23 protein-coding genes and 1 pseudogene are annotated in these 21,584 nt (G+C 47.9%); 13 read left to right on the top strand and 11 right to left on the bottom strand.

The genetic code is table 11. From position 1 onward, the window contains the following. The first annotated feature begins 276 nt into the window (after positions 1-276). From NX720_RS17040 to plsB, 6 genes and pseudogenes are all read left to right on the top strand, one after another. Positions 277-537: a hypothetical protein gene (locus tag NX720_RS17040; protein ID WP_262596147.1), complete on the top strand. Its 261-nt coding sequence runs from the start codon at positions 277-279 to the stop codon at positions 535-537. A 15-nt stretch (positions 538-552) separates the two neighbouring features. Continuing rightward, positions 553-840: a hypothetical protein gene (locus NX720_RS17035; protein ID WP_262596145.1), complete on the top strand. Its 288-nt coding sequence runs from the start codon at positions 553-555 to the stop codon at positions 838-840. A 157-nt stretch (positions 841-997) separates the two neighbouring features. After that, positions 998-1,408 (top strand): annotated as a pseudogene (locus NX720_RS17030) (IS110 family transposase); the annotation flags it as partial. Between the two features lie 313 nt (positions 1,409-1,721). Continuing rightward, a complete protein-coding gene (gene dapE / locus NX720_RS17025) occupies positions 1,722-2,864 on the top strand; it encodes a succinyl-diaminopimelate desuccinylase (protein WP_262596144.1) in 1,143 nt (380 codons plus the stop codon). A 15-nt stretch (positions 2,865-2,879) separates the two neighbouring features. Beyond that, a complete protein-coding gene (locus NX720_RS17020) occupies positions 2,880-3,266 on the top strand; it encodes a hypothetical protein (protein ID WP_262596143.1) in 387 nt (128 codons plus the stop codon). A gap of 162 nt (positions 3,267-3,428) precedes the next feature. Beyond that, a complete protein-coding gene (plsB, locus tag NX720_RS17015; protein WP_262596140.1) occupies positions 3,429-5,918 on the top strand; it encodes a glycerol-3-phosphate 1-O-acyltransferase PlsB in 2,490 nt (829 codons plus the stop codon). A 57-nt stretch (positions 5,919-5,975) separates the two neighbouring features. Here plsB and NX720_RS17010 read toward each other — a convergent pair whose 3' ends face one another. The 4 genes from NX720_RS17010 to NX720_RS16995 form a co-directional block, all read right to left on the bottom strand. Further along, positions 5,976-6,170, bottom strand: a complete 195-nt coding sequence (locus NX720_RS17010) for a hypothetical protein (protein WP_262596138.1) — start codon at positions 6,168-6,170, stop codon at positions 5,976-5,978. Between the two features lie 83 nt (positions 6,171-6,253). After that, positions 6,254-7,060, bottom strand: a complete 807-nt coding sequence (locus NX720_RS17005) for a class I SAM-dependent methyltransferase (RefSeq protein ID WP_262596136.1) — start codon at positions 7,058-7,060, stop codon at positions 6,254-6,256. Positions 7,061-7,266: 206 nt separating this feature from the next. Beyond that, positions 7,267-8,070, bottom strand: coding sequence for an undecaprenyl-diphosphate phosphatase (locus NX720_RS17000; protein WP_262596135.1), 804 nt, complete (start codon positions 8,068-8,070; stop codon positions 7,267-7,269). Positions 8,071-8,181: 111 nt separating this feature from the next. Further along, a complete protein-coding gene (locus NX720_RS16995) occupies positions 8,182-8,793 on the bottom strand; it encodes a putative adhesin (RefSeq protein ID WP_262596133.1) in 612 nt (203 codons plus the stop codon). Between the two features lie 209 nt (positions 8,794-9,002). Between NX720_RS16995 and NX720_RS16990 the strand changes: the two genes are divergently transcribed. Both NX720_RS16990 and NX720_RS16985 read left to right on the top strand, forming a co-directional pair. Further along, positions 9,003-9,218, top strand: a complete 216-nt coding sequence (locus NX720_RS16990; RefSeq protein WP_262596132.1) for a hypothetical protein — start codon at positions 9,003-9,005, stop codon at positions 9,216-9,218. Positions 9,219-9,260: 42 nt separating this feature from the next. After that, positions 9,261-10,754, top strand: coding sequence for an ISKra4 family transposase (locus tag NX720_RS16985; RefSeq protein ID WP_262596131.1), 1,494 nt, complete (start codon positions 9,261-9,263; stop codon positions 10,752-10,754). 144 nt (positions 10,755-10,898) lie between these two features. On the opposite strand, the gene NX720_RS16980 is transcribed toward NX720_RS16985, so the two are convergent. From NX720_RS16980 to NX720_RS16970, 3 genes are all read right to left on the bottom strand, one after another. Next, positions 10,899-11,039 carry a hypothetical protein gene (locus NX720_RS16980; RefSeq protein WP_262596130.1) on the bottom strand — a complete coding sequence of 47 codons (141 nt, stop codon included), beginning with the start codon at positions 11,037-11,039 and terminating at the stop codon, positions 10,899-10,901. 92 nt (positions 11,040-11,131) lie between these two features. After that, positions 11,132-11,770: a LysE family translocator gene (locus NX720_RS16975; RefSeq protein ID WP_262596129.1), complete on the bottom strand. Its 639-nt coding sequence runs from the start codon at positions 11,768-11,770 to the stop codon at positions 11,132-11,134. A gap of 146 nt (positions 11,771-11,916) precedes the next feature. Next, positions 11,917-12,105: a hypothetical protein gene (locus NX720_RS16970; protein ID WP_262596127.1), complete on the bottom strand. Its 189-nt coding sequence runs from the start codon at positions 12,103-12,105 to the stop codon at positions 11,917-11,919. A 59-nt stretch (positions 12,106-12,164) separates the two neighbouring features. Between NX720_RS16970 and NX720_RS16965 the strand changes: the two genes are divergently transcribed. Further along, on the top strand, positions 12,165-12,773 hold the full coding sequence (locus tag NX720_RS16965; protein ID WP_262596126.1) for a hypothetical protein: 609 nt from the start codon (positions 12,165-12,167) through the stop codon (positions 12,771-12,773). Positions 12,774-12,969: 196 nt separating this feature from the next. On the opposite strand, the gene tsaB is transcribed toward NX720_RS16965, so the two are convergent. Together tsaB and adk are read right to left on the bottom strand one after the other, a co-directional pair. Next, positions 12,970-13,641: a tRNA (adenosine(37)-N6)-threonylcarbamoyltransferase complex dimerization subunit type 1 TsaB gene (tsaB, locus tag NX720_RS16960; RefSeq protein WP_262596125.1), complete on the bottom strand. Its 672-nt coding sequence runs from the start codon at positions 13,639-13,641 to the stop codon at positions 12,970-12,972. 12 nt (positions 13,642-13,653) lie between these two features. Then, complete coding sequence (gene adk / locus NX720_RS16955; protein ID WP_262596124.1) at positions 13,654-14,304, bottom strand: adenylate kinase; 651 nt, start codon at positions 14,302-14,304, stop codon at positions 13,654-13,656. Positions 14,305-14,897: 593 nt separating this feature from the next. Here adk and NX720_RS16950 point away from each other — a divergent pair. From NX720_RS16950 to NX720_RS16940, 3 genes are all read left to right on the top strand, one after another. After that, positions 14,898-15,947, top strand: a complete 1,050-nt coding sequence (locus NX720_RS16950) for a hypothetical protein (protein ID WP_262596123.1) — start codon at positions 14,898-14,900, stop codon at positions 15,945-15,947. A gap of 211 nt (positions 15,948-16,158) precedes the next feature. Next, a complete protein-coding gene (locus NX720_RS16945) occupies positions 16,159-16,647 on the top strand; it encodes a hypothetical protein (protein WP_262596122.1) in 489 nt (162 codons plus the stop codon). Positions 16,648-16,753: 106 nt separating this feature from the next. Further along, positions 16,754-17,065, top strand: a complete 312-nt coding sequence (locus NX720_RS16940; protein WP_262596121.1) for a hypothetical protein — start codon at positions 16,754-16,756, stop codon at positions 17,063-17,065. Between the two features lie 131 nt (positions 17,066-17,196). Here the strand turns inward: NX720_RS16940 and NX720_RS16935 are convergent, their stop codons facing one another. Then, positions 17,197-17,679: a DUF29 domain-containing protein gene (locus tag NX720_RS16935; RefSeq protein ID WP_262596120.1), complete on the bottom strand. Its 483-nt coding sequence runs from the start codon at positions 17,677-17,679 to the stop codon at positions 17,197-17,199. Positions 17,680-17,800: 121 nt separating this feature from the next. Further along, positions 17,801-20,434 (bottom strand): phosphoenolpyruvate carboxylase, encoded by a 2,634-nt coding sequence (gene ppc, locus NX720_RS16930; RefSeq protein WP_262596118.1) that lies wholly within the window; start codon positions 20,432-20,434, stop codon positions 17,801-17,803. A 467-nt stretch (positions 20,435-20,901) separates the two neighbouring features. On the opposite strand from ppc, the gene NX720_RS16925 reads away from it, so the two are divergent. After that, positions 20,902-21,582, top strand: a complete 681-nt coding sequence (locus NX720_RS16925; RefSeq protein WP_262596117.1) for a nucleoside recognition domain-containing protein — start codon at positions 20,902-20,904, stop codon at positions 21,580-21,582. Positions 21,583-21,584 lie beyond the last annotated feature (2 nt).

Here is a 21,584-nt window from a genome sequence, read left to right as displayed (position 1 = left end):
TGAACCGCCCGGTGCGGACCCGCATGCCGGTGTGGCGTGGGGAGAGCTGGAGAAAGACCAGCTCTTACCCGATTTAGCCTTATTTTGTACGTAGGTACAATATTTAACCTCAATACGATGTGATTAAACTTTTAGGATAAGCTAAATTTTAATCAAATATTATACTTATAAATCAGTAAGTTACATAGGTAAGTTTAATTTGCTGAATTTTCGATTTGACAGGCATTGCTTTACTGTCCACCTTTGACTCCAACTTCTAATTCTGAGTAACCAACTGTGTCCAGAACCATTGATGCACTTAAGCTGATTGTTGAAGAGTTGGATGAGCATTCTTGTAGACTTAATAATGTTGAGGTAAAGCAAAACACCTCAAAAAAAATAATTGATCATCAAGCCAGAGATATTGAAAGCTTAAGGGTAAAAATAAGAGATTTAGAAATTAGGGAAAAAGCAAGAACAGGTATTAGGAAAAAAGTACTTGCTGAAGAATACGGGTTATCTCCGGGTAGAATAACCCAAATTACTAACTCCCATTGAGAAGAGGTCAACTCAATGAGCAAAGACGAAAAGAAAAACCGGACACTAACGCAACAAGGAGCATTTAGGAAAGATAGAAATGCTATGAATAGAGCGGAAAAAAATGAGATTAACGATGGTGAAATCATTAACCAAATGGCTTTAACTCATAGTAACCCAAACTCAGCACAAGCTTATTCAGAAGCTTCTGGTGCAGTAATACATGTTCGTGGAAATATGAATAAGGAAACTCCTATTTCTGATGCAGTGGATGCCATTCTTGCAGAGCGGAAAGCTCTGAATAATAACGGAAGGAGAAATTAACCTTAAAATCGTTTCAAGCTGCCTTATCTGGCAGCTTGAATTTTTGAGCTTTCCGAAAAGCTCATAATAAGGCTAACGAATGAAATGGACTCCTCCCACTTTTGGTAAATAATGCCAGACTGGTATAGGCAGCGATATATTCCATCAGGAGAAGCTCATGAATACTTTAACCCTCGGTATCGACCTGGCCAAAAATGTGTTCAGCCTGCATGGTGTTAACCAGAAGGGCAAAACCGTCATTCGCAAAACACTAAAACCCCAGCACCTGTTACCAGAAGTAGCCAAATTACCTCCAGCCCTGATCAGTATGGAAGCTTGCTCCGGTGCTCATTACTGAGCCCGTGAATTTATTAACCCGGGTCACGATGCCTGGATTATGGCCCCGGAATACGTCGCCCCGTATCGACAGGGTGAAAAAAACGACAGTAATGATGCAGAGGCCATCTGCGAAGCCGTTGGTCGTCCGAAGATGCGCTTTGTGCCGGTAAAGACCGTACACCAACAGGCATCATTAATTATCCATCGCATTCGTCAGGGCTACGTGAATATGCGAACCGGTATCATCAATTCGAAGTTTTAGCACTCTTTGTACTTTTTATTGCTCAGTCTTTTTGTAAAGGATTTCTAGTGCTATTGCTCATTTTTAACGCTGTAAATTAGTTACATTTACAAAGTTTTCACTATTTGTAATGGATTTTTAATGGATGTACCTTGCTTGCAGAGCGATAAAGCGTCTTTTTCACTCACTCACTCGTTCACTGAACGTTTTTTGGTGGATATAAATGTAATTCAAACAAAAGACTTCTGATTAATATTCACAATATGATGTCAGGCCAGTGCTACAATCGATCTTTAATAAATGACAACACTGAAGAATCTGCATGACCTCTGAAACCCTGCAACTCGCCATGGATTTGATCAGCCGCGCTTCCGTCACTCCGGAAGATAAAGGCTGCCAGGAACTGATGATCAGTCGGCTGGAACCTTTAGGGTTCAAAGTAGAGCGATTACGCTTTGGCGAGGTAGATAATATCTGGCTGCGCAAAGGCAACACTGCCCCTGTTCTCGCTTTTGCCGGTCATACCGATGTGGTTCCCACCGGTCCCGAAGACAAATGGGGCAACCCACCCTTTTCACCCATCATTGACGACGAAGGCATGTTGCACGGTCGGGGTGCAGCCGATATGAAGGGCAGCCTGGCCGCCATGGTCACCGCCTGCGAAGCTTTTCTGAAAGAATCTCCTGACCATGAAGGTTCCATCGCTTTTCTGATCACCAGTGATGAAGAAGGGCCCGCCAGAAATGGCACCATCAAAGTGGTTGAGCATCTGGAAGCCCGTTATGAAAAAATCGACTGGTGCATCGTTGGGGAGCCTTCCAGCACCCGTCTGGTTGGCGATGTGATTAAAAATGGTCGTCGCGGTTCCATGCACGGTCATCTGGTGATAAAAGGTATTCAGGGACACGTGGCGTACCCGCATCTGGCTAAGAACCCGGTACACGAAGTGGCTGTGGCGCTTTCTGAGCTGACTGGCGAAATCTGGGACAATGGTAACGACTACTTTCCGCCCACCAGTTTCCAGATCTGGCAGATTCATGCGGGCGAAGGGGCCAGCAATGTTATTCCGGGTAAATGCCAGGTAAACTTCAACTTCCGCTTTTCTCCGGAAGTCACTGCCGGACAGCTGCAACAACGTGTGCTGGCTATCCTGGACGCCCACGCACTGGACTATGACATTGAATGGCATATCAGTGGGCAACCCTTCCTGACCCGTCCCGGCGCTCTGGTTGACGCTACCCGTGATGCTATCAGGGCGATTACCGGCAGAGCTGCCGGGCTGTCCACTTCCGGCGGAACGTCTGATGGTCGATTTATCGCGCCAACAGGTACCCAGGTGGTTGAACTGGGACCTGTGAACGCCACCATTCACAAAGTCAACGAGTGTGTTAAAGCGTCTGACCTTGATGATCTGAGCCAGATTTATCAAGGCATTCTGACTCGCTTGCTGACCGATAAGCATTAACTGCTGACAACTGATATGACAACGCCTGATACGATTCAAGACATCGAAATCTATGCCAAAAACCTTAGGCTGACTGATATTCAGAGCTGGCTTAAAAGCTGTTTTTCCTCCGTTGAAACCGTACAGAGCGGTAAGGTGGTACACGACTTCATCCTGGACGGGCATATTCCACTGATGATCGTCGAGAGCGCCGTGGGCAAAGCCTGGACCAGCATCTGGTTTAAGTCACCACAGACGCCCTGGGGCGATGACCGGGAGTGTGCCCGCAGCCTGCAGTCCTTTGCCCAGTGCCGGGTTCGTGCCAATGCAGCACCGTGGTCTGACGGTGAGGATATGGATGAATGGTGGCAAATCACCGAGTCTGGAGAAGAGGGCACTCTGTCCTGGCCGAATGCCGGGTAGCACCATGCGTGGTCATTGAACCCTGGAATATGACGTGGCATTGATCTGCCACTTTGCGTCACCGAACACAATCAAGCTAAAATCAGGCCATTTGTAAAGGTGCGGCTCTCTGCTACCTTTTTTCCGACCTAAATTATCTGTGTTGCAGGCTATAGCCATTCCATGCATAAACCCATTACACTCAGCCGCTATGTTTTTCACAGTTTGCGTAAACTGCTCGCACTGGTGACAAAACCTACCGTTCAGAACAATAGCGCTGAAGCCCTTGGTCTTCAGCCTGACAAGCCGGTTTGTTACGTTCTGCGCAACCGCTCCCTGTCTGACCTGCTGATGCTGGAGAACGTCTGCCGCAAAGCCGGCCTGCCTCGACCCTACGCCTACATTGACGCTGATGCCAGAGAGGGCGACCGGGCTCACTTTTTCCTGACCAGACAGGAAGGTCTTATCTTACAACGGGAACGTCCAAAGCATTCCGACACTCTGAAAAACCTGCTGCAACAGGTGGAAGAACAGGAAGGCAGTGACGTACAGATTGTTCCCGTCAGCGTGTTCTGGGGCAGAGCCCCGGACAAAGAGCATTCAGCCCTTAAACTTCTCTTCGACTGGAATTTCAGCCTGGGTGGCCGGTTTCGCAAGTTTATCGCCATCCTGCTGCATGGCCGTCAGTCCATGGTGCATTTCAATCCAGCCATGTCTCTGCGCGAGATTGTTGATGAAGGCCAGGACCACCCGCGAACCCTGCGTAAAGTTGGCCGGATACTGCGGGTACATTTTCGTCAGCTGCGTGAATCGGTGATAGGCCCCGACCTGTCCCACCGTCGTAACCTGGTCAATACCCTGATCCATACGCCACAGATTCGCCAGGCCATTGAAGCGGAAGCAGCAGCCCACGACATCACACTGGTCGAAGCAGAACAGAAAGCCCGCTCCTATGCCAACGAAATCGCGTCGGACTATTCTTACCCGGTGCTGCGCTTTCTGGATATCGTGCTGACCTGGTTCTGGAATAAACAATACGACGGCGTTTCGATTAACAATGTCGAAAAAATCCGCGATCTGGCCCAAACCCACAGCATTGTTTATGTTCCCTGTCATCGCAGCCATATCGACTACCTGCTGCTGTCGTATGTTTTGTACTATGAAGGCCTGACACCTCCCCATGTTGCCGCAGGCATTAACCTGAATATGCCGGTGGTCGGCACTATTTTGCGTAAAGGCGGTGCCTTCTTTATGCGCCGAACCTTCCGTGGCAATCCGCTATACAGCAATGTGTTCCATGAATACATGCACACTCTGTCGACCAGAGGCTTCCCGATTGAATACTTCGTGGAAGGTGGCCGTTCCCGCACCGGGCGAACCCTGAATCCGAAAACCGGTATGCTGTCGATCAGTATGCGCAGCTATGTTCGTGACAGCCGCAAGCCAGTGACCTTTGTACCGGTGTATATCGGTTACGAAAAACTGCTGGAAGTGAAAACCTATCTCGGAGAATTGCGTGGCAAGTCCAAGAAAAAAGAATCCCCTCTGGACGTTTTCAGCACCCTTGCCGCGCTTAGGGATCAGTTTGGTAAAGCCTGGCTGAACTTTGGTGACCCCATTGACCTGGGAACCCTGCTGGACAAGCAAGTGCCGGACTGGGAAGACCACACGTCGGTCAACGAAAAACCAGCCTGGTTGAAAGACGCTACCAATCAGCTGGCTTTTAATATCGCCAGTGGTATCAACTCCGCAGCCGTTCTGAACCCAATCAACCTGGTGGCGATGGCGTTGCTGTCCTCTCCCCGGCATGCGCTGGGCGAGCAGGAGCTGGTTCTGCTGCTGGATACTTACTGCCGTATCATGAGCCGGTGTCCATACAGTGCCAAAACGGTCATGACCGACCTCGACGGCCATGCCATGCTGCGTTACGCGGAAAAACTGAATGTTGTTACCAAAATCAGCGACTCTCTGGGTGATGTGTACAGTCTGGACGAAAAAACCGCCGTCGCCATGACCTATTATCGCAACAACGTATTACACATGTTCGCTGTGCCATCGTTGCTGTGCTGTCTGTTTGTCAACAACGACTGTTTGACCCTGCGTGAAATCTACCGCGTCTGTACGATTCTGTACCCTTACCTGAAAGCGGAACTGTTCCTGCACTGGAGTGAGCAGGGCTTTATGCGAGTCGTGCGCAAGTGGTTGAACACTCTGGTGGACGAAGGGCTGATTACCGTTGACAGCGACAGGGTCTACTACCAGCCAGAACAGAGTTCATCCAAATATGTGATGCTGACGGTTCTGTCCCGTGCTATTTCCCAGACCATTGAACGTTTCTACATGGTCATCAGTCTGCTGATCAGTAATGGCAGTGGCTCCATTGAGCAGGAGACTTTGGAAAACCAGAGCCGCGATCTGGCTCAGCGCCTGTCCATCATTCACGGTCTGAATGCTCCTGAGTTCTTTGATAAAGCCCTGTTCAAAGGCTTTATCGGGCAGCTACGCCTGAACGGTGTACTGGACATCTGTCAGACCAACAAGCTGAACTTTGGCGAAGAGGTTGTGATGGTGGCTGAAGAAGCCTTCAAGGTACTGACCAGCGAAGTGCGCCACAGTATTCTGCAAACCACGAAAAGTCAGCCGGTGCCTGTCTTGGAACCGGATCAGCAGTGAATCACTGCAAAGGCCGCCGCCCTGTACGACACAGGGCGTTGCAGCAGTCTGTTACTGTTATCGCACTTTTATTTCGTAAGGCTGACACACTCTTTCAGACAGAATGTCTTCGTAGCAATCCTGATCCAGGTCATAGGTCCACTCCCCTCCCCGACTGGCATTAAGCTGAGAGATCACTTCATTAACTGGCCGGTCAAGGGAGTCTCTCTCGACACCAAACAACTTTTTAGAGATGTTTTTTATGGGCTTCATTTTCCTGCTCCTTTTGGTGTATCAGTCACAACACTGTTATTACGCAAGTAACATGCCCATTAAAAACAATAAATATTGCAATTTTATTTATCTTTACCAAATGCTTTGAAGGCATAAATATCATAACGGCAGGCTTTGCCTTCCAGACGATACGTTGGTTCTTTGTCAGAAAGGTCTGGCGCATGCTTCGGGCGTTTAACCACCACCCGGTATGCCGCCAGAGCTTCTGCCGGTGCCAGCAGCTCATCAGCATCAGGGTCGCCACTCAGCAAATCCTGGAAAATACGCATCTCTTTTTTCACCAGTGCCGACTTTTCCCGATGCGGAAACATCGGGTCAAGATAAACGACATCAAACTGTTGACTATCGGCAGCCATGGTTTGCATAGCCTGACGACTGTCTTCGTTTATCAGTTTCATACGGTTGGCAATAGCGGCAACCTCCGGAGCCAGCCTTGCCCGATCAATACCGTCCTGTAGCAGAGCCGCAATGACCGGCGAACGTTCAATCAGAGTCACAGAACAACCCAGAGTGGCGAGCACAAACGCATCACGTCCCAACCCTCCTGTACCATCAAGCACATGAGGGGTTACGCCTTTATTCAAACCGACTGCTTTGGCAATATCCTGCCCTTTACCACCACCAAACTTGCGGCGATGCCCTGCCTTACCGCCAACAAAGTCAACAAACACTGGCTTTTCTTTATCACCGGCACGACACAGGCAGAGCACATCCTCCTCAAAACCCAGGATTAATGAGCCTTTAGGTAAGCTTCTGGTATCAGTCACCCATTCAGAGCATGGTACTTTATCATGCAGGTTTTTAAGGCAATGATATTTTTCCAGCCCTTCAACCAGACCGGAACAATCAATATAAAGAGAAAAGGACATTCGCAGCTTTCTCATTCAAACAGACATAAGCGAAAAAATGGGAGTTTAGCAGTTAGGGGGAGCAATCAGAAATATAACGGGCTTTTGGCTTTTGGCTTTTGGCTGCTGGCTGCTGGCTGCTGGCTAACAGCTAACAGCTAACAGCTAACAGCTAACAGCTAACAGCTAACAGCTAACAGCTAACAGCTAACAGCGGAGCATACTGCTCAGCCCAGCATCACCCAAAGCAGAACCGCTCCGAGGCAGAATCGATAAATAACAAACGGCATCAGACCAATACGGTTAATAAATGCCAGAAAGTAATGAATACAGACCCAGGCACTGACAGCCGCAACCACTGCACCACCGAACAGTACCGACCAGTCCACCGGAGCAGTCTCTTTAACCAGATCAAGGGTGAGCAGGGAGCCAGCTCCAAGAATAACCGGAATGGATAACAGAAAAGAAAAGCGGGCGGCAGCCTCCCGGGTCAATCCCAGCATTAAACCGGCGGTCATGGTAATACCGGAACGGGAAGTCCCCGGAATCAGGGCAATCGCCTGGGCAAAACCGATGATCATTGCCTGTTTAAATGTCAGTTTTTCCAGGGGCTGAATACGTTGTCCTTTAAGATCAGCCCAGCCAAGTAGCGCACCGAAAATCAGAGTGGTTCCGGCAATCACGCCAATCGTTCGCATGGCTTCATCAAGCCCGATGGCTTTCAAGGCAAAGCCAAAAGCCACCGCCGGAATGGTGGCGAAAATCAGGTACCACCCCAAACGGCTGTTAAAGGTTGAGCCTCTGCCCACCAGTGAGCCAAGCCAGTCGATGGCGATTTTGAGAATATCGTTACGGAAATAACCAATAACAGCAGCCAGCGTACCGATATGAACCGCCACATCAAAGGCCAGCCCCTGATCGCTCCAGCCTAACAACTGTGCCGGAAGAATAAGATGTCCTGAGCTGGAGACCGGCAGAAACTCGGTAATACCCTGTATCAACGCAAGAATAATGATTTGCAGAAAATCCATGGGGTGATCCTTTATCCATTTTAAAACTATACAGTATGTCGCCAGGCATTCAGCTATCTCAAGTCTTTTCTTGCTGAGTCAGGCAGGCTGTGATATTTCCAGAAGTTCAGGCTATTCAGAACGGAATGGAGGATTGTGATAACCAGGTCTGTAATCCTGACGCTCTGCTCCGTAAATACTGCGACAGAACAGGCAATGGATTTTCTGGTAGGGATGGCCTGTGCGATAAAGCACATTGAGAACTTCCTTCAGGGAAATGCCTTTGGGACCGGACGGTTCTGTGGTGACAACGTCGTAGACTCTGAACGGGTGCCGGGCAAAGGATGGGGTAAAATCATATCGGCTATTAATGAGGTTCATATGAATCGCCACTTCCTTTAAAGAATCCTCTTTACCATCAAAGAACAGCTCATAGTTGGGTGTCTTTTCATTGGGCAATACAGCCTCCAGGGGGGGGTATTTTCCTCTCATTAACTTACTCAAACCGTCCTTAGTAAAAAGTACAAAGCCAGCAGGCGCATAAAAAAACAAGGTTGTCCATGCGGGAATGGTAATATGTCGACTAACCTTGAGAGCATTAGATTTTTTTATTCCTCCATGGGCTAGAATAATCAGGTTCTGGACACTCTCTCCATGCCAGTTCAAACCAAACAGGTTGAGTTTTCCATCCAGTAACTGCTTGTGCATTTCGGGGGCTGGGCGTAAAACAGCAATCGGATTCATTTTATCAGGATTGCATATAATTGAAGGCTAGTAACGGGGATATTATAGCACCCCTTTTCCTGGATGCTTCGTAGCTCTGCCTGAGGAGTAGGAGTGAGAGGGAGAGCAGGAAGCATTTGTCAGACTCGCGTCTCCGGCAGACGAGCCCTTAAGTCGGAAGGAGCGATGTACAATAAAGTTCTGCCGTCCCTGGTTTGAAGAATAAGTTTATGTTTGACCAGCTTATTCAAGTAAGGGAAGCAGCAGAACATAATATACCGCTGTTGGCTGTTGGCTGTTGGCTGTTGGCTTTTGGCTTTTGGCTTTTGGCTTTTGGCTTTTGGCTTTTGGCTTTGGGTGCGGTTCATTTGCTACGACGCTCTACCCCAGCAAAACCAACTACTTTGACGACCGAGAGCAAAGAAAAAAGGGCTGTTTCGTGGTGATATAACGTCGCCAAACAAATAACACCGGAAAAGCAGCCCTTTGTGAACGCATCTTACGCTAATACTCTCGACTTTCAATTTTTTTCTCCTGCACAGGATCACTTTAATAGCATGATCCGCCACCTCGAATCTGCCTGCCTGCAGGAACATGGCACAACTGAAGAGTACATTCGAACCAATGGGGACGAGCTGCTTCGGCTAATGTTTCAGGGCTATCTCGATAAACAGGCTGAAGATGAAGAAAGAGCAGTGTCTGTCACTCCCTCTGACGGCATACCTCGTAACCATATTCGTCAAAATACCAGCCGGGTTCTCACCACGGTGTTTGGCAAGATAACGGTCAAACGGTTTGCTTATAGCCAGCGCAATGTCTCCAACGAATTCCCACTGGATGCCGGGCTCAACCTTAATAACGACCAATATTCTGATGGTGTACGCAAGCGTGTGGTCACGGATGCTATTGATCGTTCTTATGACAATGTCGTCAAACGGCATCGTGAAAATTGCCCCGGCATAGTTGGCAAGCACCAGGCAATAAAGCTGGTTGAAGGCACAGCTCAGGATTTTGTCGAATTCTATGAACAACGAACCATAGAAGATGAGCAAACAGATGATCTATTGGTTCTGAGCTTTGATGGGAAAGGTCTGGTCATGTTGCCAGATGGGTTAAGGGAAGCGACCCGCAAGAATGCAGAGAAAAGCAAGAAAAAATGTCAGACACGTTTAAGTCCGGGAGAAAAGAAAGACCGGAAGCGTATGGCTATGGTGGCGACTGTTTACACTGTGCGGGCAAACCCACGCTCACCAGAGTCCATCATGAACTCTGAAAAGAAAGCGGACAATGTCGTCAAATTTCGACCTCCAATACGCAACAAGAGGGTTTGGGCCAGTGTTGAGAGGGACGGAGAAACAGTCATCGAAGAAGCCTTTGATGAGGCTCTCAAGCGTGACCCGGAACGAAAACGACAATGGGTTGTCGTGGTCGATGGGCATCCGCATCAACTGAAAATGATTGAAAGAGTCGCCCGCAGAAAACAGGTCAAAACCAGCATCGTAATGGATTTCATTCATGTGCTGGAATATCTGTGGAAAGCCGCTCATTGTCTGCATGATAAAGGTGATAAATCTATTGAGAAATGGGTTGAGCAGCAAGCACTGAAAATTCTTCATGGGCAGTCGGGCTGGGTAGCCAGGGGCATAAAGCAAAGTGCCACGAAACGAAAATTGAAGAATCGGGAAGCTATTGATAAATGTGCTGGCTATCTGCAAAAAAACAGAGACCGGCTTTGCTACGATAAGGCGCTGCGCTCAGGCTTTCCTATTGCCAGCGGAGTGATTGAAGGCGCTTGCCGACATTTGATAAATGACCGTCTTGATATAACAGGCGCACGATGGAGCCTGCAAGGCGCGGAAGCCATTCTGAAGCTTCGCTCAATAAACTCCAGTGGAGACTGGGATGAATACTGGTCATATCACCATTCGTGTTCTAAGAAACGAAATTACGGTGAGTTGGTGGTGAATAGGGCTTCGTCGTAGCAAATGAACCGCACCCTTTGGCTTTTGGCTTTTGGCTTTTGGCGGTTGGCGGTTGGCGGTTGGCGGTTGGCGGTTGGCGGTTGGCTGTATGAGCAGCTAATAGCCAAAAGCCAACAGCCCGGTAAGTTATTGAATGCTGCGCCCCTAAGCCCTCGCAGTATTTTCAGAAATACCATAGGAGTTAGCAACTTCTTTTACAGTAAATACTCTTCCAGGTTCTTTTGTCGACTTTTTAATAAGGTCTTTTTGAACAAAGTTAAGCTTAGTTCCTAACTTCTCAGCCATACATGTTTCACTATCGCCTGGCAGGCAGCTCCAGGCCTGACTGCCTCTTTGTCAAAAGCGTTGAATCCAGATTGGGAAGTCAAAGTGCCGTGTTAGCTGCCTGAGTGGGTTGCCACCTTGACACCAAAAGCGACCAGAACACCACCGACTAATTTTTCAATGGTATTTTTAGACTTCGTAAACGCTTTCAGTAATTTTGGCTGGGTCAAAAAAATTGCCACGCAAGTAAACCAGATTAAGTGAGTAAAAGATATGATAGCCCCGTACATTATTTGTATGGCTATTGGGGTTTCAGGCTTAACAACTTGAGTAAATATGCTGAGAAAAAAGATTGTAGCTTTAGGGTTTAACGCATTGGTTATAAACCCAATTTTAAATGCTGAAAATGAACTCATTGACCCTGTTGTTCCACATATTTCAATATCACTTTTAGATTTAAATGTCTGCCAGCCTATAAAAATCAGATAAGCTGCACCCAAATATTTTATTATGGAAAAGAGTAGGATCGATTTTGAAATTATTACGGCAAGCCCTGCTATTGAATAGGTAATATGTAGCCAAAGAGCAGCACTTACACCTAAAGATGAAAATATTCCAGCTTTTCGGCTAAAAAAAATACTGTTCCTGGTGATCATTACAAAGTCAGCTCCCGGACTGATCGCCATGAAAATTGCAATCATTGATACAGAAACTAATTCAGGAATATATTCAGAGAAGTTTATTATTTCCATTTTTACTCCACTGTTGACGTTTATTGCAGCTGACACTCATTAGACTTGATCAACCACACTTCTGTCAAACCTGAAGAACTGTGTTAAACCTCTGGGTCATGAGGCATTGTCAGAGGGTATGGCAAAATAACCCTTCCTGTTATCGCTCACTCTTCTTGAGTGCAACCTTGTCGCACAGGTAAACGGGCATGGTCAGTTATAGGCTGAAGATTTTCTTTTGTCTCACCGACGGGTTTGGTCTCAAAGTCAGGGCGATGACCTTTGTCCCATTGAACGACATCATCAATCAGATCACTACCGTCATCAAAGGCTTTGTCGAAATCTTCAGTTTTCATAGCAGGAAAACTCCTTTGTTCTATACTCGATATTTTTAATACAAACAGGTTTATAATTCATGCTTACTAAGCAGTTCTTATATCCAGCCTATTGTCTCATCTTGTTAATGATATTTGCTAATAATATTTACGCAATAAATACTACAGATAGTAACAATCAAGGTCAGCCACATAATAATTTTTTCAAAACCCCTTCCCCTCTAAATCATTGGCCCTCAACATGCTTAGCATCTCAACTACAAATAAAAGATAAATATTTGAATGAATGGTTACCATCTTTTGAAAATTCAATAACAACTGAGGATAAAGAAAAAATTTCCAAACTTTATGGCGAGACATTAAAAGATGTTCGTATAAGAAATTCTTATTCACCAGAAGAGCTGGTACATTCTTTAGATTTAGAAATAAGAAATACGATGAGAGATAAAAAACACTATTATTTGATAAAAAAACATTTCTTTGAAAGTTTATATAATTTATCAATAGAAAACACTTTCAACGATCATTGCTTAGGATCTTTTGAAAACACTCTTATGCGTTGTGAGCAAACCTTAGAGGATGCCAGCAGTTATCTTTTTGATCTATCTGATGAACTGGCAGAAAAAGCCATTAATTCATTTGCGAGTTCTCAATCCAAAAAAATTATAAAGGAGCATTTGCCATTCTGAATAATTTTTGGAACAAAAGTACACATAAACCCTGCGGGAATTACCTTCTTGTCTGAATTGATGGCTGCTGGCGTATTCCCACTCTCACCGCTTCAGCGGTAGAGTGGGAGCTGAAAAGCTGAGTGTTTGCAGAACTGTGTTGAACCTCTGGGTCATGAGGTATTGTCAGAGAGCTATGACAAAATAGCCCTTTCTGTCAACGCTCACTCTTCTTGAGTGCAACCTTGTCGCGCAGGTAAACGGGCATGGCCTGTTCCGCAGGAACAGTGTATCCGTTACGGTAATGGTCAGCCGCTAATAGCGCAATGTCTCCAGCACGAGGGTAACAGTCAACATGGCAATCTACGACGCTGGCAGCTGTTTTTTCACGGTAAGCCCAGCCAGTTCCCATGCCCAGCCACTGGTCATCACCCTCTGGCACAGTGACTTTTTCCGGAGCAATAACCACTTCATCCTGAACCGGCTGCATTAAACCATCCTGTTCCCGGAACGCACCCCAGTAAACTTCATTCATGCGGGCATCAATAGACGACAGTACGGAAGTGGCCCCGAAACGACGCAGGCCTTCCTGTGCCAACGCTGCCAGTGTGGAAATACCAAGCACCGGCTTATCCACAGCAAAGGCCAGCCCCTGCACCATGGCGGTTGCAACCCGCAAACCGGTAAATGCACCCGGTCCCCGACCAAAAGCCAGGGCATCAATCTGACTTAAGGAGAGACCGGCATCTCCCAGAATCTGCTCAACCATCGACAGCAGTTCACGGCTATGACGACGTGGCAGCATCTGGAAGTTTTCAATTATTTCACCATCAAGGTTCAGTGCAACAGAGCAGGCCTCGGTGGCAGTATCCAGCGCCAGTAACTTCATGAACTTCTCTGCTTATACAGCCACTGGCTTCAGCGCGCCCAGCACTTTGCCTTTGATGTCGTCAACACTGCCAGCACCTTCTACACAGGTGTAACGGGTTTCACCTTCAATCTTCTTGTAGAAGTCTACCAGCGGAGCTGTCTGTTCATGGTAGACACCCAGACGGTGACGTACGGTTTCCTCTACGTCGTCTTTACGCTGGATAAGGTCTTCGCCGGTTACGTCATCCTTACCTTCAACCTTGGGTGGGTTGTAAACGACGTGGTAAGTACGACCACTGCCTGGATGCACGCGACGGCCGCCCATACGCTGAACAATTTCTTCGTCTTCAACGGCAATTTCAACAACGTGGTCAATCTCAACACCGGCATCGCGCAGCGCTTCTGCCTGAGGGATAGTTCGAGGGAAACCGTCAAACAGGAAACCACCGGCGCAATCCGCTTCAGCAATACGCTCTTTCACCAGGGCGATAATGATGTCGTCAGAAACCAGGGAACCGGAATCCATGACTGCTTTCACTTTTTTGCCCAGCTCTGTGCCATTCTTGATCGCGGCACGCAGCATATCGCCAGTAGAAATCTGGGGAATACCGAATTCTTCCATGATGAACTGGGCTTGTGTACCTTTACCCGCGCCCGGGGCACCCAACAGAATCACTCGCATGAATAATGCTCCTGTCTGAAACCTGCCTCAGGGTGGAAATACCCCGAAGCCTGTTTCGTTTGACCGATGTCTAAAAAGGCACACAGCATATACACACCCGCAGTGTGATACAAGTTCAGCCCTGAATTTCAGAAAGGGAAGTAGTGAATTGCTGAAATTTCCCTGCAATTCTGGCTGTGCATACTATTTTTGCTTCAGCCTTCTAAAAATACATAACTAATACCCTGCATTAGCCCGGTGATTACTAAGCATGTTTCCGTTTTAGCTTTCCCGTTAATGCGCCCGATAAGAGTTCTTAAAGCCGCAACGATACGGGAAAGATTCGAAGCAAATTGTAAGACATCTGGATAATGCAACAATCTTACATGAGAAAATTTATGGCTAGTAAGCGTAATTCACGTTATTTCGTTATCATTTTTGCCTTACTTTTCAATATTATCTTTCCTTTTCGTAAAGCCTTTCCGGGCGGACCTGGCCTCAGCGACATTGGGCCCATACTGCTAAACAGTTATTTGGCACTGCAGTATGCGCACAAAGAAAACAAAGGTGCCGAACCTTATCCAGTATTTGAGTCCGGTAATCCTGGGTGCCTTATGCGTACTGAAAGAGTGACCGGGCAGTCCATTGATGCGCCATTCATAAAAAGTATCGGTCTCCCGGGCATATTCCGGCCTGTTCCTGTAAAGCGACTGGAAGCTCTCATTCGCTCCGCAAAGAACTTTCAAACATCGCAAGACAGGTCATTGATTACAATGACTGACACCCGGGCAAAGCCCAATAGCCATCCAGAGCATGATTTAGAGCTTCTTATAGGCGTTGATGCCGGTTACTGGGTTTTCTATATCGTCGAGATAACCCCATCAGGAAAGCCTGTCGCTGTGCGAAAAGTCAATACAGGACAATATTATTTTGCATTAGAGTACCAGTCGCTTTGGCAATGGCTGAATGACTTGAATTCAATCAGGATAAAATCCAAATGCAATGAGTGGCAAAAATTACTTTATGAATTCAGGTTCGTATCAAACGCCGAGCCTGATCCGACCAGATTGATACTCTTCAAAAAGCAGCTTATGAAGCTGGTACACAGCATTATCATGACTCCCTCCCAAAACACTGAAAACGACAAGGCTGATAAAAAACCCGTGCTTTACTCCCTTCCTAAAACACCACCTTCGCCTTCCCCCCCGCAACCAGACACTGATGACCAACCGTCCACCTCAGGATCAGGAGCAACCGGGCAAAAAGACACTTCCAGTGGATTTCACGAAAAGCCACTATACAGAAGTGATCAGGAATTAGAGGATGCCCTGCACCTGCTTGGCTTAGAAATGGATGTCCTGAAGCAACCCAACGCCGCCAGGGTGATTAAACGTCATTTTCGAGAAGCAGCACTTACATGTCACCCTGACAAGGGGGGAACCGATGAGCAATTTGTGAAGCTAAAGAGCGCCGCCGAATATCTTGAAAATTATTTAGGCTGTTTTGACCTGCATTCTGCACTGGATGAACTAAATGATAAGCTTAACGAGGAAAGAAAAAGATCAGAGCAAGCTGAGAACTCTATGCGTGAAGACTTAGACGATCTATGGTCCAGGATGGAAAAGCTGGAAGAGACGATGCGCCACTTACGACACGATGAGTAGAAGAGAGGCAGCACAGCAATGATTTACGCCATAAAGAATATCATCGGTAACGCTCCGTATAGCTGCTCACTTGAAAGCATCTACCAAAATCATAATGCAGACCTGACCAGGCATTAGCAACGACGACAGAGCCTTCAGGTATTTTGAATGCTTACAGTCCAACTAATTATGCCGATAGGTTATTTGAGATTTAGCTAACAGGGACGTGGCTATGCACAGTCATTGGTTCAAAATACGACTCAAAGCAGGCCTGCTATCTGTGTTTTTTACAGTGCTGACTCTGCTGCCTTTAACGGCACAGAGCATTCCCGGCAGTCGAATTAAAGGCTATCCCTGGTTGCTTTCTGCCATCAGGAATAATCATCTGCCCAGCGGCTATCTGGATCTTGCCAAATGTCACCTGACGAGGAATATCAGCGATATGCCGGCAGATCGTCGTACCTATGGCATAAAGTTCACGGATAACTTCTCCTTCAACCCGGACAGCGGAGAAATTATCACGATAATGAATATCCTTTACCTGCAGACCAGAGACCTGAACGGAACACCGGTATTAATGAACCGTCCAGCCACTACCATTCTGTCAGCTAAACCAGAGAATGATTTTCTCAATTACCAGATTGTTATGAGTTTTAATGGCAAAACGTTGATGCAGCTTTATCAGTGCTCCTGGGACAGAGCGGTTTTTCTCTGGCGCTAGGGGCCTGCCGAAATAACTGACTGAAATTCAAAACAAAAACATAAATAGACACTTATTCGTTCTGGCTATACTTATAACTCCAAGGACAGTAAAAGGATGTACAGCTATGAGTAAAAAGAAAGACGTCCTGGTACTTTGTAAAGACAATAAAGCCAGTACAAAAAGCCCCGTTGAAGAGTATTTTGCCTACCAGCTTGATTTTGAAGCCTTCAGAAAATGGCGGGAAGGTAAGCATAAGTGGCCCGAGGGCCACATCATTAAAGGGACAGGCAAGCCGCTCTTTAAAGGTGCAGTTTTTCCATTTACACAAAGCAAAGGCAAACCCGTTACCGCTGATTTAAGCGAATGGAAAGAGTTTGCCAACAATTCTCCGGAATTAAACCCGAATCCAAGGGTTATTAACCCTGAGTCTTTATAATCATTTAATTTTAATTAGAAAGTCGTATAAAAAAGCCCGAATGCCTTTTAGCATTCGGGCTTTTTTATGGCGATGAGAAAGCTGCTTCATTCAATGCAGGAGCTGGGTGAGCTTCGTAAATCCCGACGGAATTAAGGCAGCCAGTCATCGTCCACGATTCGCTCAAACGACCAGGGGCATTCCTCGGGAAAACTATTCTGGTTCAGCCGTTTCTTTTCAGAGCGAATGTATTTGTTCAGTTCCGCGACAGCCTTGTTTTTGGCACGGGGATACGCTGCCTGCAATGCCCGGGCTGTTTTGTTTTTCAAATGCGGGTTTTTGCTGGTCAGCAGCTCGATTTCGGTTCTTGGATTGTTGATACTGGGTATCCAGGTATGAATAGCCTTATCCTGAACCCACGGGTCTTGCAGTACCCGCATCTGGTAATCGTACTTGAGCAGGTGCAGGAGCAGGATGATTAAATGGGACTCCAGCTCGTTGACTGCATCACCCATTCGTTGCTCCATTGCCTCAAGTAAATTTGGAATATCAAGCCTGTCAAACTGACCATTGGCCAGAAGGTGTCGTTGCTGGTTCAACCACTCTGGATAATCAGTATGGTAAAGGTTGTCCATAATTACGCCTCCGTTTGCACTCCACTTTAGACTCCCTTTTTTATTACCTCAACACCAAAGCAGCAAAAAACTGGCCGGTGAAAGCCCCGTAAATCTACGGGGCGTAACAGACGGCTAACCATCAGCCAGTATTCCGCATCCCGGCGGCTATACCTGCCACAGTAATCATCAATGCCTGTTCCAGATTCTTACACTCCTTGTCTTCTTCCAGGTGTCGAAGGCGATAGAGCAGTTCAGCCTGCAGAACATTCAGTGGATCAATGTAGGGGTTACGCAGCGTAATACCCTGTTTATTCATAGGATGAGCAGACATCAGCTCACTGCCACCTTTCAGCTCAAGCACGCTGTTAATAGCGCTGTCGAGTAGCATCCGCAGTTTATCACCAAGATGCTGCAGCCCCGTTGGCACCAGGCGGTCCTCATAATATTCAGCCAGCTTGGGGTCGGTCTTCATAAAGACCATTTCCAGCATTTCCAGACGTGCTTTGAAGAATGGCCACTGCTTCATCATTTCTTTCAGGGTATCGCTCTGCTCTTTATCCAGTGCATTCTTCAGTGCCACACCGCAACCCAGCCAGGTCGGCAGCATCAGGCGAGTCTGGGTCCAGGCAAAAATCCATGGAATAGCACGCAGGCTCTCTACGCCACCATCGGGTTTACGCTTGGCAGGACGAGAGCCCAGCGGCAACTTGGCCAGCTCCTGTTCAGGAGTAACGGCCCGGAAGTAAGGCACAAACTCAGGTTCACCCCGCACCATGCCTCGATAAACTTCCAGAGAGTCACGGGACAGCTGATCCATCATATCGCGCCAGCTCTGTTCAGGAGCCGGGGGTGGCAGCAAGGTGGCTTCCATGGTCGCACTGGCGTAAAGCATCAGGCTCTTTCTGGCTACATCCGGGAAACCAAACTTGAAACGAATCATCTCGCCCTGTTCAGTAACACGAAGATGTCCATTCACAGAACCCGGTGGCTGGGACAGGATCGCGGCATGAGCCGGACCACCCCCACGACCAATGGTGCCGCCACGGCCATGGAAAAAGGTCAGGTTTACATTGTGTTTCTTACACACTTCAGTGACTTCTTCCATGGCACGGTACTGCGCCCAGCCCGCAGCCATCCAGCCGGCATCTTTAGCGGAATCGGAGTAGCCGATCATCACCATCTGACCATTGGCACTGTAACCCCTGTACCAGGGCAGGCTCAGGAGTTTTTCAATACAGTCTGCCGCGCCGTCCAGAGCCGTCAGGGTTTCAAACAGAGGAGCAACGGGCATTGGGAAATCAACACCACACTCTTTCAGCAGCAGCGCCACTGCCAGAACATCGGACGGATTGTAGGCCATGGATATCACGTAAGCTCGCAGGGCTTTTTCCCCTTCACGGGCAATCACACGACAAGTGTCTACAACCTCTTTCACATCAGGGCTTGGCTGCCAGTTGTTAGGCAGCAGTGGGCGAGGGTTTTGCAGTTCTCGCAGGAGGAACGTCTGACGGTCCGCTTCGTCCCAGCTGGCATAGTCGCCCATCCCCAGAGCACGGGTGAGTTCACTCAACACTGCCGTGTGGCGGTCTGCTTCCTGACGGATATCCAGCTTGATCAGGGTCAGTCCAAAGCTGTGGGCGCGTCGGATCATATCCAGCAGAGGACCATCGGCAATCACACCCAGTCCCACCTCTTTCAGAGAGCGGTAACATAGCTCCAGAGGTTCAATCAACTCCTGGTTGTCGGTCATGATGTCGGAAGCATCAGCCATCTCAACCAGTGAATTCTCACACCATCTGCGGGTATGACGCAGCCGCTCACGCAGCTTTTTCAGAACCGCGCGGTAAGGTTCACGGCATTCGCCCATGACCTGCTTCATCTCTTCGCTGCACCCGGTCATGGACAGCTCGCCAATCAAAGGCTTCAGGTCACGCAGATACAGGTCAGCTGCTACCCAGCGACTCAGCAGCAAGACTTCCTGCGTCACCTTGGAGGTGACAAATGGGTTACCGTCCCGATCCCCCCCCATCCAGGAAGAGAAACGAACCGGTACAGCATCAATCGGCAGACGAATACCGGTATGCTCTTCCAGACGCTCGTCCATAGAGCGCACAAAAGCAGGAATGGCTTCCCATAAAGAGTGCTCAATGGTGGCATAGCCCGCTTTGGCTTCATCGATAGGAGTGGGTCGCTGGGTACGGAATTCCAAAGTGTGCCATGCCTGTGACACCAGCTGTTGCAGACGGTTCTCCAGACGAGCCTTGCGGCGCTGGCTCAGGCAGGTATTTTCCAGCTCAGTCAGGCACTCAAAAATAGATTCCTGTTTCTGAATCAGTGTACGACGGCTTACTTCTGTTGGGTGGGCGGTCAGCACCAGTTCCATATCCAGCTGGCTGATGCTGCTGGCTATCTGTTCATTGGTCATGCCTTTGTCTTTCAGGCGCACCATCAGCTCATCAACGTGGTCCGGAACATCAAAAGCTTCTTCACACTCCCTGGACACACCATGAAACTGTTCTGCCAGGTTCGCCAGGTTCAGAAAGTGGCTGAATGAGCGGGCTACCGGCACCAGCTCATCATCCGACAGGCCTTTCAGCTGATCCAGAAGAACCTCCCGGTCTTCTTCATTACCGGCACGGGCTGCTTTTGCCAGCTGGCGGATGTTTTCAATCTTATTAAAAAATTCTTCACCATGGTGATCTTTGATGGTTTGCCCCAGCAAAGACCCCAGTACATTAACATTTCTTCGCAGGCTGGCCTGACTGTCTGCCATAGTGTTTATCCCTGAATAGTTTGAATAAAAAATATCTCCCTATACATTCTGAAAATGAGTATTGAATAAAATAATTCATTTCAATCAAAACGATCACTCCAGAACCCATAAACCGATACTTTTCACACCGTTTAATATCCGAACAACGACTTCGGCAAACCGAGACTACAACAGAATCTCCGAACTTTAAAGCATTACCCATCTCGCCCACCCGGCAACAAAACCAAACAACTACGCAGTTCAGTTCGTGTTTTCTATTGACGTTTTTTGTTTACACATCAACCAAACACAAAATACAGGGTATCTATTTAAGTGTGTCAGCAATTAATGTAGATATTAACTGTACAAACTCTTCGCAATTCCCCAATAGGCGACACATTAAAGGCTCTTTATCCTCCTTGACCGATTCTTTTTTGCACGAACGTTTAGTTAAATAGAAAGAATTCAACACTCCAACACAACATCCAATGAGTTTTATAATGAGCGCTACTGACGACCAGAAAGTCACGCTCGGAAACTATCTTGCGCTGGCTTTCGCTGTCGTATTTTTTTCCGGCTTACTGCAATCTAGTGAATGGTACGGTGTATTCGACTTCACCACCCTGAACGGCACATTCGGCTCTATTGCCGACGGTTTCATGTTCCGTGGTAAAGGTGGCAGCGGTGCCCGTGACGGCTTCCTGTTTGCCCTGACCCTGGTACCTACCTGCATGTTCGCTCTGGGCATGATCAATGTTCTGGAGCACTATGGCGCCCTGAAAGCAGCCCGCAAACTGCTGACACCACTGCTGCGACCACTGATGGGTCTGCCTGGCTCTGCCGCCCTGGCTATGATCGGCTCCCTGCAGAACACTGACACCGGTGCCGGCCTGACCAAAAAGCTGGTTGAAGAAGGTGAGCTGAACCAGGAAGAATCTGAAGTCTTCACCGCTTTCCAGTTCTCTGCCGGTGCCACCATCGTTAACTTCTTCAGCTCTGGCGCAGTGCTGTTCACCCTGACCAACGCTGACGGCTCCCTGGCGGTGCCAACCTCCATTGGCCTGACGGTGGGAGTTATGTTTATCTTCAAAATCATCGGTGCCAACGTCCTGCGCCTGATTCTGAAAGCTCAAGGCAAGAAAGTTAATTCACAGGCGAAGGTGGCATAACC

It is taken from the genome of Endozoicomonas euniceicola (genome assembly GCF_025562755.1).
Taxonomy (GTDB): domain Bacteria; phylum Pseudomonadota; class Gammaproteobacteria; order Pseudomonadales; family Endozoicomonadaceae; genus Endozoicomonas_A; species Endozoicomonas_A euniceicola.
Note: the sequence above shows the minus strand (reverse complement) of the source record. Positions and strands in the feature narration are given on the sequence as shown.